Annotated in this window: 16 protein-coding genes; all 16 read right to left on the minus strand. The window is 51.8% G+C overall.

Translation table 11 applies throughout. The features are described 5' to 3' along the window. Positions 1–340 precede the first annotated feature (340 nt). Positions 341–1,147, minus strand: coding sequence for a tryptophan synthase subunit alpha (trpA, locus tag GOM71_RS05940; protein WP_156278840.1), 807 nt, complete (start codon positions 1,145–1,147; stop codon positions 341–343). After that, positions 1,134–2,363 carry a tryptophan synthase subunit beta gene (gene trpB / locus GOM71_RS05945; RefSeq protein WP_156278841.1) on the minus strand — a complete coding sequence of 410 codons (1,230 nt, stop codon included), beginning with the start codon at positions 2,361–2,363 and terminating at the stop codon, positions 1,134–1,136. Before trpB ends, trpA begins: the two co-directional genes overlap by 14 nt. Continuing rightward, on the minus strand, positions 2,360–3,034 hold the full coding sequence (locus tag GOM71_RS05950) for a phosphoribosylanthranilate isomerase (RefSeq protein ID WP_156278842.1): 675 nt from the start codon (positions 3,032–3,034) through the stop codon (positions 2,360–2,362). Before GOM71_RS05950 ends, trpB begins: the two co-directional genes overlap by 4 nt. Further along, positions 3,031–3,828 carry an indole-3-glycerol phosphate synthase TrpC gene (gene trpC / locus GOM71_RS05955; protein ID WP_156278843.1) on the minus strand — a complete coding sequence of 266 codons (798 nt, stop codon included), beginning with the start codon at positions 3,826–3,828 and terminating at the stop codon, positions 3,031–3,033. Before trpC ends, GOM71_RS05950 begins: the two co-directional genes overlap by 4 nt. Next, positions 3,818–4,870, minus strand: a complete 1,053-nt coding sequence (gene trpD / locus GOM71_RS05960; protein ID WP_156278844.1) for an anthranilate phosphoribosyltransferase — start codon at positions 4,868–4,870, stop codon at positions 3,818–3,820. Before trpD ends, trpC begins: the two co-directional genes overlap by 11 nt. Further along, a complete protein-coding gene (gene trpE / locus GOM71_RS05965) occupies positions 4,867–6,432 on the minus strand; it encodes an anthranilate synthase component I (RefSeq protein WP_156278845.1) in 1,566 nt (521 codons plus the stop codon). The genes trpD and trpE overlap by 4 nt, the downstream gene beginning before the upstream one ends. Before the next feature lie 612 nt (positions 6,433–7,044). Next, positions 7,045–7,413 (minus strand): chorismate mutase, encoded by a 369-nt coding sequence (gene aroH / locus GOM71_RS05970; RefSeq protein ID WP_156278846.1) that lies wholly within the window; start codon positions 7,411–7,413, stop codon positions 7,045–7,047. A 3-nt stretch (positions 7,414–7,416) separates the two neighbouring features. After that, a complete protein-coding gene (gene aroB / locus GOM71_RS05975; RefSeq protein ID WP_156278847.1) occupies positions 7,417–8,511 on the minus strand; it encodes a 3-dehydroquinate synthase in 1,095 nt (364 codons plus the stop codon). 174 nt (positions 8,512–8,685) lie between these two features. After that, positions 8,686–8,862: a hypothetical protein gene (locus GOM71_RS23760; RefSeq protein ID WP_173275278.1), complete on the minus strand. Its 177-nt coding sequence runs from the start codon at positions 8,860–8,862 to the stop codon at positions 8,686–8,688. An 81-nt stretch (positions 8,863–8,943) separates the two neighbouring features. After that, entirely contained in the window at positions 8,944–9,729 is a 786-nt protein-coding gene (locus GOM71_RS05980; RefSeq protein WP_156278848.1) for a CheR family methyltransferase, read from the minus strand. A 59-nt stretch (positions 9,730–9,788) separates the two neighbouring features. Next, positions 9,789–10,232, minus strand: coding sequence for a nucleoside-diphosphate kinase (gene ndk / locus GOM71_RS05985; protein WP_156278957.1), 444 nt, complete (start codon positions 10,230–10,232; stop codon positions 9,789–9,791). A 25-nt stretch (positions 10,233–10,257) separates the two neighbouring features. Further along, a complete protein-coding gene (locus tag GOM71_RS05990) occupies positions 10,258–11,232 on the minus strand; it encodes a polyprenyl synthetase family protein (RefSeq protein WP_156278849.1) in 975 nt (324 codons plus the stop codon). A 4-nt stretch (positions 11,233–11,236) separates the two neighbouring features. Beyond that, positions 11,237–12,088, minus strand: coding sequence for a menaquinone biosynthetic enzyme MqnA/MqnD family protein (locus GOM71_RS05995; RefSeq protein ID WP_367649480.1), 852 nt, complete (start codon positions 12,086–12,088; stop codon positions 11,237–11,239). Continuing rightward, positions 12,069–12,710: a UbiX family flavin prenyltransferase gene (locus tag GOM71_RS06000; RefSeq protein ID WP_156278850.1), complete on the minus strand. Its 642-nt coding sequence runs from the start codon at positions 12,708–12,710 to the stop codon at positions 12,069–12,071. The genes GOM71_RS05995 and GOM71_RS06000 overlap by 20 nt, the downstream gene beginning before the upstream one ends. Further along, on the minus strand, positions 12,704–13,579 hold the full coding sequence (locus tag GOM71_RS06005; RefSeq protein ID WP_156278851.1) for a UbiA-like polyprenyltransferase: 876 nt from the start codon (positions 13,577–13,579) through the stop codon (positions 12,704–12,706). The genes GOM71_RS06000 and GOM71_RS06005 overlap by 7 nt, the downstream gene beginning before the upstream one ends. Beyond that, the gene (locus GOM71_RS06010) at positions 13,576–14,292 is read right to left on the minus strand and encodes a demethylmenaquinone methyltransferase (protein ID WP_156278852.1); all 717 of its coding nucleotides are present in this window, start codon (positions 14,290–14,292) and stop codon (positions 13,576–13,578) included. Before GOM71_RS06010 ends, GOM71_RS06005 begins: the two co-directional genes overlap by 4 nt. Positions 14,293–14,314: the final 22 nt, after the last annotated feature.

Consider the following 14,314-nt stretch of genomic DNA (forward strand, 5'->3'; position numbering starts at 1 on the left):
CCTCAAGCCCCATCTAGAGAAAAGTAAAAACAACGATAGGATCGATGCCACGAAACGTCATTGCCGACGCAGGATATGGCGGCGAAGAAAACTACGCGTACTTGGAGAGCGAAGGGGATTCCGACGTTTTCTGCTTCTAGGCTTATCGAAAGTAAGCCTAGAGGTCGGTTGGCTTTCGCTTGCCCATAATCTGCTCAAAAAAGCGGCAATAGACGAAAAAGACAGAAATCGCGGTGCAGGGATAACCATCCTGACACCGCCATTTTGCTAAAAATATGATATTTTGTTAAGCAAGCTGTCACATCAAGCCAGCGGGATCTACTTATGGGTCAGCCTTTTGTCACCCTTTTAAACTCGCTACATACTCGCCAATTTGCCGCAAGCCCTCTTCACGCTGCTGCTCGTCGGCAAGCAGCGGAAGCGTCTCTTCGATTTTACGAACGATCGCGCTGCCGACAACGACGCCGTCGCACTGCGCTTCGAATCTTTTCACCTGTTCGCGGTTTGAAATGCCGAAGCCGACTGCAATCGGCAAATCGGTTGCTTGGCGGACTGTCGCCAGGAAATCATTAATGCCGCTGTGGAATTCCGAGCGAACGCCCGTAACGCCCAGCGAGGATACGCAATAAACAAAGCCGCGCGCTTTCCGGGAGATGCGGACGATACGATCCTTGGAAGTCGGAGCGACGAGCGGAATAAGATGGATACCGTGAGCTTCTGCCAGCGTACGAACCTCTTCATCTTCCTCGATCGGCAAATCCGGGATGATCAGACCGCTGATATCTTTTGCCTTCACAAGCTCCATAAAAGCTTCGAGTCCGAATTGCAATACCGGATTAAAGTAAGTAAACAAAATAAATGGCAGCTTCACGCCGCTTTGGCGAGCTTTCTGTGCCGTATCGATACAATCCCGGATTGAGATACGGTTTACAAGCGCCCGCTCCGAAGCCCGTTGAATGACCGGACCGTCAGCAAGCGGATCGGAATAAGGTACGCCAAGCTCCAGCAGATCGGCGCCCGCCTTCTCCAATTGCTGAATGATCGCAATTGTCGTTTCTACATCGGGATCACCGGTCGTCAGAAACGGAATGAGCGCTGTTTTGCCCTCTTCTTTCAATCGAGCAAAAGTTTGATCAATGAGATTCATGCTGCTCACCTCCAAGATAACCCATAATCGCTTCCACGTCTTTGTCTCCGCGGCCAGACAGGCTTACTACGACGATTTCATCTTTATCCAGCGTCGGCGCAAGCTTAATCGTCTGTGCAATCGCGTGAGCCGATTCAAGCGCCGGAATAATGCCTTCCGTACGGGAGAGCAGTTGCAGCGCTTCTAACGCCTCCGCATCGGTAATCGGGAAGTATTCCGCGCGTCCCGAATCTTTCAAATACGCATGCTCCGGACCGATGCCCGGGTAGTCAAGCCCTGCAGAGATGGAATGAGCAGGCTGCACTTGCCCGTATTCGTCTTGAAGCAAGTAGCTGAGCGAGCCTTGGAAAACGCCGTGGCTTCCTTTTGTCATCGTCGCCGCATGCTCGTTCGTGTCTACGCCGCGACCCGCCGCTTCGACGCCGACGAGTTTAACGGAGCCGTCGCCGACGAGTTTAACGGAGCCGTCGCCGACGAACGGATAGAAAATGCCGATGGCATTGCTGCCGCCGCCAACCGCTGCTACCACGTAATCAGGCAAACGTCCTTCAACTTCAACAATTTGCTCGCGGGACTCGTCGCCGATAATGCGCTGGAAGTCGCGAACCATCATTGGATAGGGATGCGGTCCGGTTGCGGAACCGAGAATATAGTAAGTGTCGTCTACATTGCTGACCCAATAGCGAAGCGTTTCGTTGCACGCATCCTTCAACGTTTTCGTTCCGGAAGTGACCGGAACGACTTCAGCGCCAAGCAGCTGCATGCGGAATACGTTCAGCTGCTGCCGTTTCATATCTTCTTCGCCCATGAACACTTTGCACTCTAGCCCAAGCAGCGCAGCTACGGTAGCGGATGCTACGCCATGCTGGCCAGCGCCTGTCTCGGCGATTACTTTTGTTTTGCCCATACGCTTTGCCAATACGGCTTGGCCAATCGTGTTGTTGATTTTATGAGCGCCCGTATGGTTCAAGTCCTCGCGCTTCAAATACACTTTAGCGCCGCCCAAATGATTGCTTAAGCGCTCCGCATAATAAAGCGGAGTCGGACGGCCGGAATATTTATGAAGAAGATCATGCACTTCCTGCTGAAACTCAGCGTCCTGGGAATAGCGGTTGTACGCTTCTTCCAATTCATGCAGCGCGTTCATCAGCGTCTCGGGAACATAACGTCCGCCGAATTTGCCGAAGCGCCCGTTCTCGTCAGGTACTCGGTTCATCTCTCAATCACCTTTCTTACAAACGCTTTTATTTTATCGATATCTTTGTGTCCATCCGTTTCAACGCCGCTCGATACATCGATGCCGTCCGGCATATATCCGTCCAAAAGCTCTCCGACGTTGCCCGGATGCAAGCCGCCCGCTACATAGAGCGGAACGCCGATCGAAGCCGCAGCAGCGCGGTATTCCGCAATAAGTTCCCAATTGAAGGTCACGCCGGTACCGCCGCCTGCAGTATCGATCAGCACGGCGTCAACCGCGGATCTATAGGGTGCAAGCCTTGCTTCCGCGCTTTCTTTCGGATCATCCTGCCCTTTGCCAATCGAGAAAACCTTCCAGACGTCGACCGAAAGCTGCTGCTTAACATCCCGGCAGAACACTGCGCTCTCCTCACCGTGCAGCTGAACGACATCAAGTCCAGCAATGTCCACAACCGTTTTGAGCGTATCCAATTCAGGATTTACGAATACGCCAACTGACCGAGGCGGCTGATCATTTGCCATTCGAACGCTTTTTGAAGCTTCAATAAGCTTAGCGGCTGCCTCCGGCTCGACTTGGCGCTTGCTTTTGGCAAACATGTAGCCAATCTCGTGAACCGGCAGCCGATCCATTAACAGAATCGTCTCCGCATTTTTAAGGCCGCATATTTTGATTCTTGGTCCGTTGCTCATCTTATCGGCACCGGCCCCATCAAATCAATGACCGCATCGCCTGCATCCGACTGACGCATAAAGTGCTCGCCAATGAGCACGCCTTGCGCGCCGACTGACTGCAAATAGTCCATATCCGCGCGGCCTGCAATGCCGCTCTCGCTAATAACCGTTACATGCTTAGGCATAAGTCCGATTAATTGCTCTGTCGTCTTCAAATCGGTTACGAATGATTTCAAGTCGCGGTTGTTCACGCCGATCAACGTCGCTTTATCGAGCTCCAGCACCTGCTCCAGCTCTTGGCGGTCATGCACCTCAACCAGCACATCCATGCCCAGCGATTTAGCGGTGTCATACAGCTCGCCAAGCTGCTGCGGCGTCAAAATTGCAGCTATAAGAAGGATCGCATCCGCACCGATTACGCGAGCCTCATAGACTTGCTTATAGTCAATAATAAAATCTTTGCGCAGCAAAGGAAGACTTACCGTGTCGCGCACGAGCGACAAGTAGTCGTTAGAACCTTGAAAATAGTCGCGGTCCGTCAGCACCGAAATGCAGTCCGCCCCTGCCCGTTCGTAGGCGGCGGCAAGCTCAGCCGGATGGAAATCCGGACGGATAAGCCCTTTCGACGGGGATGCCTTTTTCACCTCGGCGATCAAACCCAGCTCTCTCTTGCGTCCTGCATTCAAAGCCCGCTCAAAGCCGCGGCAAGGCGCAAGCGCCGAAATTTGCTGTTCATATTGCGCCAATTGAAAATGCTCGGCTAAAGCCGCTACTTCTTCTCGCTTGGTCGCTACGATTTTATTAAGAAACATGTGCTAACTCTCCCGTCGTTTGAATAAGCGCATTCAGCTGCTGCTCCGCTTTGCCCGAATCAATTGTATCCGCTGCTATCGCTACGCCCTCTTGCAGCGTGTCGGACAAGCCGCCGACATAAATGCACGCTCCAGCGTTCGCCAGGACGATATCGCGATAGGCACCCTGCTGTTGGCCTGCGAATATCGCGCGAATCAGCGCAGCGTTTGTCTGCGGATCGCCGCCGACTACCTCGCTGATCGGATAACGCTTTAATCCCAAATCCTCCGGCGACAGCTCATAGGAGCGAACCTCGCCGTTTTGCAGCTCGGAAATTTTCGTCGGCGCGGAAATGCTGATTTCATCCAGACCGTCGATGCTGCTTACCACCATAGCCCGCTTCACGCCCAGATCGCCTAGTACTGAAGCAATCGTATCTGTTTTTGAGCGGTCATACAAGCCCAAAAGCTGGCGATCGGCTCCAGCCGGATTCGTTAAAGGGCCAAGCATGTTAAAAATCGTCCGTACGCCAAGCTCTCGCCGAGGCGCCGCTGCATATTTCAGCGACGGGTGATACAGCTGCGCGAACATAAAGCAAATGCCAATCCGGTTCAAGCATTCCGACGCTTGCTCCGGCGTTAGCGTAATTTGAACGCCAAGCGCTTCGAGCACGTCCGCGCTACCGGCTTTGCCGGACATCGCGCGATTGCCGTGTTTCGCAACGCGAATTCCCGCAGCGGAAGCGATGATCGAGGACGCAGTTGAAATGTTGAATTTATGAATGCCGGAACCGCCGGTACCGCAAGTGTCGAGCAATCCTTCCTGTTTCGTCTGCACATGGCTGGAGAGGGAGCGCATTACTTCAGCAAATCCGGTAATTTCATCTTTCGTCTCGCCCTTCATCCGCAAAGCGGTTGCGACGCCAGCAATTTGCGCCGGTGTCGCCTCTCCGCTCATAATAATTTCCATGACCGAGCGGGCTTCCGCTCGCGACAGGTCGCTCCCGCCGATGAGCTTCTGGAGCGCGCTTTGCATCGTTACAGGTTCCGTAATGAAAGTCATTGCCCTTTCCCCTCTCCCGCTTGAACATAATAATCGGTATTAATAGCGCTTTGCTCGCCGATCCGTTTTTTGCCGAACACGAGCTCTGCGACGCGAATCGCTTTTAAGCTCGCCTTCGCTTTATTTACGGTTTCCTCATATTCGCTTTCCGGCACCGAATCCCATACGATGCCCGCTCCAGCTTGCACGTAGGCTTTGCCGTTTTTGAAAATGATGGTACGAATCGTGATGCACGTATCAAGCGAACCGCCAAAGCCGAGGTAGCCAATCGCGCCGGCGTACGCGCCGCGCGCTTCGTTCTCCAGCTCAGCGATAATTTCCATCGCCCGCAGCTTAGGCGCGCCGGACACGGTTCCGGCAGGCAAGCAGGATAAAAATGCATCGAAGAAGTCTTTGTCTTCGCGCAGCTTGCCGGAGACATTCGATACGATGTGCATCACATGCGAGTAGCGTTCGATTTCCATATACGAATCGCATTGAACCGATCCGAACTCGGATACGCGTCCGATATCGTTACGCCCGAGGTCGACGAGCATCAGATGCTCTGCGCGTTCCTTCTCGTCAGCGAGCAATTCCTTCTCCAGCGCCAAATCTTGTTCAGGCGTCTTGCCTCTTGGCCGCGTACCGGCGATTGGACGAGTCTCCACTTTGTCGCCGTCGACTTTAACGAGCGCTTCCGGCGATGTGCCGACAATAACTTCGTCGCCCATTTTCAAATAGTACATATAAGGCGAAGGATTCATTGTGCGCAGTACCCGGTAGACATGCAGCGGATCGATAACGGTATCGATGCTGAAGCGCTGGGAAAGCACCACTTGGAAAATATCGCCGGAACGAATATACTCCTTCGATTTCTCGACGTTCGCAATAAACTGCTCTTTCGTGACATTCGATTGAATCTCGCCCAGATCCGGGTCAACGGCCACCGTCGAGCCGGACATTACCGGAACGGCAATCGGCTGCTGGAGACGTTCGATCGTTGCTTCAATTTTTGCGATCGCCGCGTGGTAAGCCTTCTCAACCGCGGATTCCGTTGCGACTTGCGGCACATGAACGTTTCCGATAATTTGAAGCTGCTGTTTGAAGTGATCGAATACGATGACCTGGTCGCAGAACATAAATTGCAAATCGTTCATTTGCAAATCGTCAACGCGATGTGCAGGAAGCTTCTCGTAATATTGCAGCAAATCATAGCCGAAAAATCCGATTGCCCCGCCCGTAAACGGAGGCAAGCCTTCGATATGCGGGCTGCGGAACGAGCGTAAATGCGCTTTAAGCAGCTCAATAGGCTTATCGTCGAACGCAGTTGTCACGCCGTTTTGCTCCAACACCATCTTGCCGTTTTTACCGTAAAGCATCATGAACGGATCGGTGCCGATGAACGAGTAACGAGCCCATTTCACGCCCCCCTCGACACTCTCGAGCAGAAACGCGTGCTTCTCCTTCGCAAAATGCTGAAACAGCCGGATTGGCGTTTCGGTATCCGCCATAATGTGGCGCACAATTGGAATCAGGTTATATTGACCGGCTAATTTTTGGACTTGCTGAAGTTCGTTGTTCATAATGGGCCTCCTAAATGCTCGCTCATTAACTTGCTCGGCAGCTGTGCCGCTTTACGCGCGAAATGTTCTTCCGATCGTATTGTTCCAAGGCCTGGCTTCTATCTTTGACGGATATTCCCGAATCGACCTTTACACAAAAACGAACGCTTATAAGCTTTCTGCAAGAAAGCTACTTCGAAAGCATTAACTGCGCTTCTCCAGAATCATTTCGCCCGCTCCGCTCAAGCGTCCCTTAACCCGTTAAAAGCTTCGCCTTTTTTCGTTGTGGGATGGGGTGGTTGGGGCAATAAGAAAAGCCCCTGCGATCGCAGGGGCTTGTTGAATTTAAATGAACAACAGTAACGATTCAGCAAATAAAATATAGCTAAGTACGCAGGCGACCGTTACGTAAGGTCGTACACAAATAAATGCTGCGCGCACATTAGGCTAATCTCATCTCGGCTGTACTCGTCTCTTCTCTGCTCATCTCTGCTCAACTAAAAACCTGCTCGCTCACTGTCTTGCGCTAATCTGGCTCTCTACTACTCGATCTGTTCTATCTGCTGCTAGGTGACTGCTCTCTGATTTACTAAACTGTATCCACTATACAATAGCTGACGTCAAAGCGTCAACTTAAGTTTTGGATAAATCCGGACGCAGCACTTGGGCGCCGCCCAAATAGACATGATTAATCTCAGCTTGCGTCTTCCCGGTATTGACGTGCAGCATAAAACGGATGCAACGTTCCAGGCTGCCTTTCACCGGAACTTCCAGCGCGCACATTAACGGCACCAGCTCCCAACCGCCCATTTGGCGAATTGCGCTAGCCGGAAACGTTGCGTCCAAATCGCCCGTTACCGTAATCATCACGCTGCAAATATCCTCAGGAACGATCTCATTTTCCTTTACAATGCTGTTCAGCAGTTCGATCGTTGCTTTCAAAATCGGCTGCGGTTCATTGACGTCGACTGTAATCGCGCCTCGTATGCCTCTGACACTCATCTGTTACGCCTCCAGTTTCAATTGCTCGACAATTTCCCGCACCCATGCTGCTGGAACGTCTTTCTTAATTTCGACCTTGCCAATCGCTGTCGGCACAATAAAGGTCATTGTGTTTTCCATAAATTTCTTATCGTGCATCATCGCTTTCATAATCGCGTCGACGTCGAAATGCTCCGGCAATTTCACCGGCAGGCCGCATTTCGCCAGCACTTGCTTCGTCGTCGTGTACACTTCTTCCGGCGCACCGTAACGAAGGCCGAGCTTAGCCGAACCAATCATGCCGATGGAGATCGCTTCGCCGTGAAGCATCTCGCCATATCCGGCTACTGCTTCCAACGCATGGCCGATCGTGTGGCCCAGGTTCAGAATCGCACGCAGATCATTCTCCCGTTCGTCTTGCGAAACGACTGCCGCTTTCACGCTGCTTCCTTTGTACAAGGCATAACCAAGCGCGTCCGGCTCGAGCGCTAGCAGCTTATCCGCGTTGGCGTCGCACCAGTCCGTGAATTCCGAATCCCAAATCAGACCGTGTTTAACGACTTCCGAAAGGCCGGCAGATACATCTCTTGGCGGCAGCGTTTGGAGCGTATTCAAATCGTAGAGCACGAACTCCGGCTGATAAAAGGCTCCGATAATGTTTTTGGCAAGCGGATGGTTAACCGCCACTTTGCCGCCAACGCTGCTGTCATGCGCCAGAATTGTCGTCGGCACTTGCACGAACTTAATTCCCCGCATATAAGATGCAGCTACGAATCCAGCCAAATCGCCGACAACTCCGCCGCCGAGGGCTACGATCGTCGATTTGCGGTCAAGTCCCGCCTCGAGCGCTTTCGTAACGAGCTCCTCCAGCATCGAAAGCGATTTCGAACTTTCGCCCGACGGAACGACCGCCGATGCGACCTGGAAGCCTCCAGCCTTCAGGCTGTTCTCCAGCGCCTGCAAATGATGGCCCGCGACATATTCGTCGGTCACAATCATAAGCGGCGATCTAACGCTTGTTCCATGCTTCAAAAAATAGGAGGAGGCCTCCTGCAGAAGACCTTCGCCAATATAGATCGGATAAGAGCGTTCGCCTAGATCAACCTTTAATTCTCTCATAATTTACCTCTCCCATAGCTCGTCAAAAGCCTCAACATCTTTGCTCATTATAGTACAGCCATGTCGGTTTGACAATCATCGCAATAGCCTTGCCGCCTGCGGCAGCACAATAAAAAAAGAGCTGCCCCGCCGTATTCCGGCAAGGCAGCCCGCTATTCGAACGCAGCTGTCGTTTCAGCTTGTAATGCTTGTAACCGCTCTGCCGCGTCTGCCTGTTACATCTTCGGCCGGCATTTGCACGTCATTGATCAGCCCCGACAGCTGACGGCTGTCCAGACCGATAATCTGGGCGCATTCCTGTATCGAAATGATGCCGCTGCGGTAAGCATTGATCACTTTCCGTTTATCCATTCCTATCCTCCCGTTCCCTGCAGTGTCGCTTATACTTGTAGTATAGGAGGAGATGGAAAACGGTATACATTCCGATCAGGATTAAGACTGTATTCTTCGGTAAAAGAACGTATCCGCCGTTTCGAAGCCGTATTGCCCTGGCGAAAAAATTTGCTCCGTGCTGCCAACGAACAGCAAGCCCCCCGGGCGAAGCGCTTGCGCGAATTTATGATACAGCAAATGTTTGGCCTCTTCGGTAAAATAAATCATGACGTTGCGGCAGACGATTAGATCAAAGCCGGAGTCAAACGAATCGTGCAGCAAATTTTGCTGTTTAAAATCGATATGCTTCTTCAAACTGTCGGACACCGCGAACGCGCCGTCTTCCGGCTTGAAATATTTGCTCTGCAGCGGCTTAGGAACGTCACGGAGCGAACGCTCCAGATAGATGCCCTCTTTCGCCTTTTCCAGCACAATTGCATCCAAATCGGTAGCCAGAACTGAAGCGCGGTTCGAGGCCGACATCTCCTCTAATATCATCGCCAGCGTATACGGCTCCTCGCCTGTCGAGCAAGCGGCGCTCCAAATTTTAATTCGGCCGCCGCCCTTCAGCATTTCAGGCAAAAAACGGTTCTGCAGCACTTCCCACCGATTCGGATTGCGCCAAAATTCGGATACATTAATCGTCATCCGATCAAGAAATTCGTTCAATAACGCACGGTTTTTCTCAATTGCTTCCCAATACAGTTCAAAGCTTTCATAGCCATGCTTCAAACGGAGCGTGGTCAAACGGCGTTTCATCTGCGCCTCTTTATATTGGCTCAAATCGATATGGGTCTTTTCCTTCATCCGTTGAATGAACAAGCTAAAATCGCGGTCCTCTGTCATTGCGGCGTCTCCCTCCCTGGATGCGCGGTGCCAATGATCGTATTGCTAACGAGAGAAAGCTAAATCCATTTTTGAATCGTATGCTCGTAGCTGACAAGCTCGCTTGCCGCAAAGAAATTGCCGATCTCGCGCGCAGCGCTTTCCGGAGAATCGGAACCGTGGATCAAATTAAAATTCGTATGTACTGCAAAATCGGAACGAATCGTTCCTGGCGCGGCGTCAACGGAGTTCGTTTTGCCGATCAACGCTCTAGTCAGCGCAATTACGTTATCGCCTTCCCAAACCATCGCAAATACCGGACCTGCCGTGATGAAATCGATCAGCGGCGGGTAGAACGGTTTTCCTTCATGCTCAGCGTAATGCTTAGCTGCGAGCTCGCGGTCGACCTGCATAAACTTCGCAGCCGCAAGCTTCAAGCCTTTGCGCTCGAACCGACCTACGATTTCGCCGATCAGTCCGCGTTGTACGCCATCCGGTTTTATCATCAGAAAAGTTCTTTCCATCATTATCCAATCCTCTCTGTATGGTTTAATAGTTGCGCTTCCCGACAAAATGAGCGATATCGATTAAATTCTTTTTCGCCCCGATAGCCGGCAATCCCTCTAATGCATGCAGCGCTTTTTCAAGATAACGGTTCGCGAGCTGATCGGCGAGCCCGATTCCGCTGCTTTCTCTAATGAGCTTAATTGCGGGAGCCGTATCCGCCGATCCGTTCGATTGTTTAATTCGGGAAATCTCCTCCAGCAGCGGACCGCGCACTTTCTCGTCACGCAGCGCCAATATTACAGGCAACGTTATGTTCCCTTGCCTTATATCTGAACCTGGCGGCTTGCCGATCTGCTTCTCCGTTCCAAACAAGTCAAGCAGATCGTCGCGGATTTGAAAATTCATTCCGATATTATAACCGTAACTGTACAGCCGATTGACCGTTTGCCGATCCGCATCGGCCGCGGCGGCGCCAAGCTGGCAGCTGATCGCAATCAACAGCGCGGTCTTGCGCCGAATGCGCAGCAAATAATTACGAATCGTTTGCTCCGTATTGAAAAAATCGCGGATTTGCTCCATCTCGCCGATGCTCATCTGCACAAGCGACTTCGATAGCATTTGATGGATAAACGGATTGTTCAGCTCGGTTGCGATCGTTAACGCCTTACCGAATATATAGTCTCCCGTATACATCGCGACGCGGTTATCCCATTTCGACTTAACGGTCAATTGGCCGCGGCGAGTAGTTGCGTCGTCGATGACGTCGTCATGCACAAGTGAAGACATATGAATCAGTTCGAGCGGAACCGCTATTTTTTGGAGCACATCAAGGTTATAGTGGCCAAACTTGCCTGCGAGCAACACGAAAACCGGACGCAGCCGTTTGCCGCCAGCTTTGAGCAAGTGAAGCGAGGCTTCGCTAAGCAGCCCGTCGTCAAACGTTACGCTTTTCTCAAGCTCGCGTTCAATTTGGTTAATATCCCCTTTTAGTTTGGAAAAAATGTCTAGTAGTTTCATTCGTTCACCTGTTCGGCATGAACCGGATATCCACTTCGCGATCCAAAAGTCCCAGCTCATTCGCATATTTAAAATATAAGGCCAAACCTTCCTGCTGCTTCGGACCGAAGTCGAATTGAAGGCTCGTAAAATAGTTCCGCCAATAGGCTTCATCGCCTCCCAGCACATCGCAAGCTTTACGGATCAGCGGCTGCAAATCGCTTGTGCTCTGCTCCTTGCTCGCCAGCATTGCGTCATACAGCAGACGAAGCGCCTGCGGCGCAGCCTCTGCCGCTTCTTTGCGGACAGCTACGACTGCATAAGTCATCGCAAGGCCGGTCCATCGATTCCATAAACCGCCCAAATCAATGACGTGCAGCCCCGTGTTCTCGCGCCAAGATGCATGAATAGCCGGATCTCCAATTAACAACGCCCCGTCCGCCTGTTCCAGCATGCGGTCCAAGTCCGGTTCCGCTGATTCATACTGAGGATGAATGCCATAATAGTTTGACATAATGATTTTCAATAAATTGACCGAAGTTGCCGAAGCTGTCGTAACCGCAATTCGTTCCGGCTTTACTTTATCTATCGGCTCTTTCAAGAAAAGCAATATCGAATTAACATCGCCCTCTGAGCCGACCGAAAGCTGCGGCAGCAATAAATAATCGTCGTAATGCAAGCCGTAAGCAAAAGAAGAAATGGCGGATACGCCAATCTCACCCTCTTGCAGCATCCGGTTAAGCACAGCCGGCACCCGTGAAACAATTTCAATCGAAGGACCGTTGTTCGGCAGCGACAAATGATGAAATAAAGGCCAAGCGTTCGCATAATCGATACGACCGACAGTGAGCGATTCGTTAATGCTCATGCTGCTCATGCTGCTCATCTCCCCATCTTCGATAGAGGCTGTGTTCAACATTCATGTTGTCCAACACTTTGCCTACTAGAAAATCGACCATTTCGTCCATCGATTGCGGCTTATAATAAAAGGCCGGCATCGCCGGAATCATCCGGACGCCTAGCCGCGACAGCTTTAACATATTTTCAAGATGAATCGCATGCAGCGGCGTTTCCCTTGGAACGAGAAGAAGCTTGCGGCCTTCCTTAAGCATGACATCGGCTGCCCGTGTCAGCAAATCGTCGGAAATGCCGTGCGCAAGCGATGCCAATGATCCCATCGAGCAAGGTACGATAGCCATGCCTTCCGCCAAAAAAGAACCGCTTGCGATCGAAGCTCCGATATCCGCATTTGGATGGAAGACAAGCTTGCCATCGGACAACTGACGGCCGAAAGCTTGTTCAAGCGCCGCTTGCCTGCGGGATGTCTCCCAGCCAAGCTCTTCCTTAAGCACCCGCCAGCCGGCTTCCGTAATAACGAGATGCACGGTGAATGATGCGCGAATAAGCTCCTCGATAAGCCGGATGCCGTAAATCGATCCGCTGGCGCCGGTAATTCCGACAACCCAGCGTCTTTTTTTCGCAGCTGCCGTCTCTACCATTGATGCAGCACCGCCAAATCTGCAATCGTAAATGCGAAGAGCACAACGCTGAGCGTTCCGTTCATGCCGAAAAAGGCAATTTGAACGCGGGACAAATCATTCGGACGAACGAGCCAGTGCTGATAGAACAACATGGCGATGGACAAGATTGTGCCCGCCAAATAGCCCCAGCTTAAATCCGTCAGCCAGAACAGTCCGATAAAGCCGACAGCTGTAACGATGTGAAAAGAGCGTGCGATCCAGAGCGCGCCCGAAATGCCAAAGCGCGCAGGAATCGAATGCAATCCAGCTCCGCGATCATACTCGAAGTCTTGCGTCGCATATACAATATCAAAGCCTGCGATCCATAGCGATACCGTAATATAAAGCAGCCAGGCCGGCGCGTCAAATTGCCCGGTTACGGCTACCCAGCCGCCCAGCGGCGACAAGCCGATCGTAAGGCCGAGAAAAACATGGCACAGCCAAGTGAATCTTTTCGTATAAGAATAAAGGACAAGCATAACGACAGCGATTGGCATGAGCTTCATCGCGATTGGCGCAAGCTGCGAAGCGGCGACAAACAACAATACGAACGATACAATCGTAAAGAGGAGCACCTCTGCAGACTTCAGCAAGCCCGCGGGAAGCGCGCGGCTTGCGGTTCGCGGATTGCGCAAATCAATCGCTTTGTCGATTAAACGATTCAGACACATCGCAGCGCTCCTCGCGCCGAACATCGCCAGCGTAATCCAGCCGATCTGCGCCCAGGACGGAAATTCGCCGTTCATGACGACCGAGCCGAGAATAGCTCCCATGAAGGCGAAAGGCAAAGCAAATACAGTATGCTCAAACTTAATCATTTCTAGAATAATGCGTAATTTGCGAATCATTGCTGCTTCTTCTCCTTTTTGCCGATGTGCAGTGCGGCAACGCCGCCGAACAGCGGATATGCGCTGACCTGCTTAAGCTCGGCTTTGCGGAACAGCTCACTTAATTGCTTCATATCAAGAAATTGCTTTAACGAATCAGGCAGCCATTTATATTCTTGGAACCGCTTCGCTACCAGCTTGCCAAGGAGCGGTAAAATCTGTTCGAAGTACAAGTAGTATACCGCTTTAAAAGGCTGCCAGCCCGGTTTCGAAAGCTCCAGGCAAACGACGCTGCCGCCCGGTTTGACGACACGTTCCATTTCTTTCAGCACCTGCAAATAGTTCGGCACATTACGCAGTCCGAATCCGATCGTAACATAGTCAAATGAATTGTCCTCGAAGGGCAGCTCCATCGCATTGCCTTGCACCAGCTTAATTTGATTGTCCAGCTTCTCGCCTTTAATTTTATCCATGCCGATATCAAGCATGTTCTGACTGAAATCCAATCCGGTAATCGCGCCGGTTCCGCTCGCCTTTGCCAGAGCGATCGTCCAGTCGCAAGTGCCGCAGCAAATATCGAGCGCCGTTTGGCCCGGCTGCACGTTCATTTTTTTCATCGTAAACTTCCGCCACGCCTTGTGCCTGCGAAAGCTCAGCAAATCGTTCATCAAATCGTATTTCGGAGCGATGCTCTCGAATACGGCGTGAACATGCTGTTTGGAGTTTGCTTCCATTGCTTGTTCGTCCCCTTATCTG

The organism is Paenibacillus sp. NEAU-GSW1 (genome assembly GCF_009737085.1).
Classification (GTDB): domain Bacteria; phylum Bacillota; class Bacilli; order Paenibacillales; family Paenibacillaceae; genus Pristimantibacillus.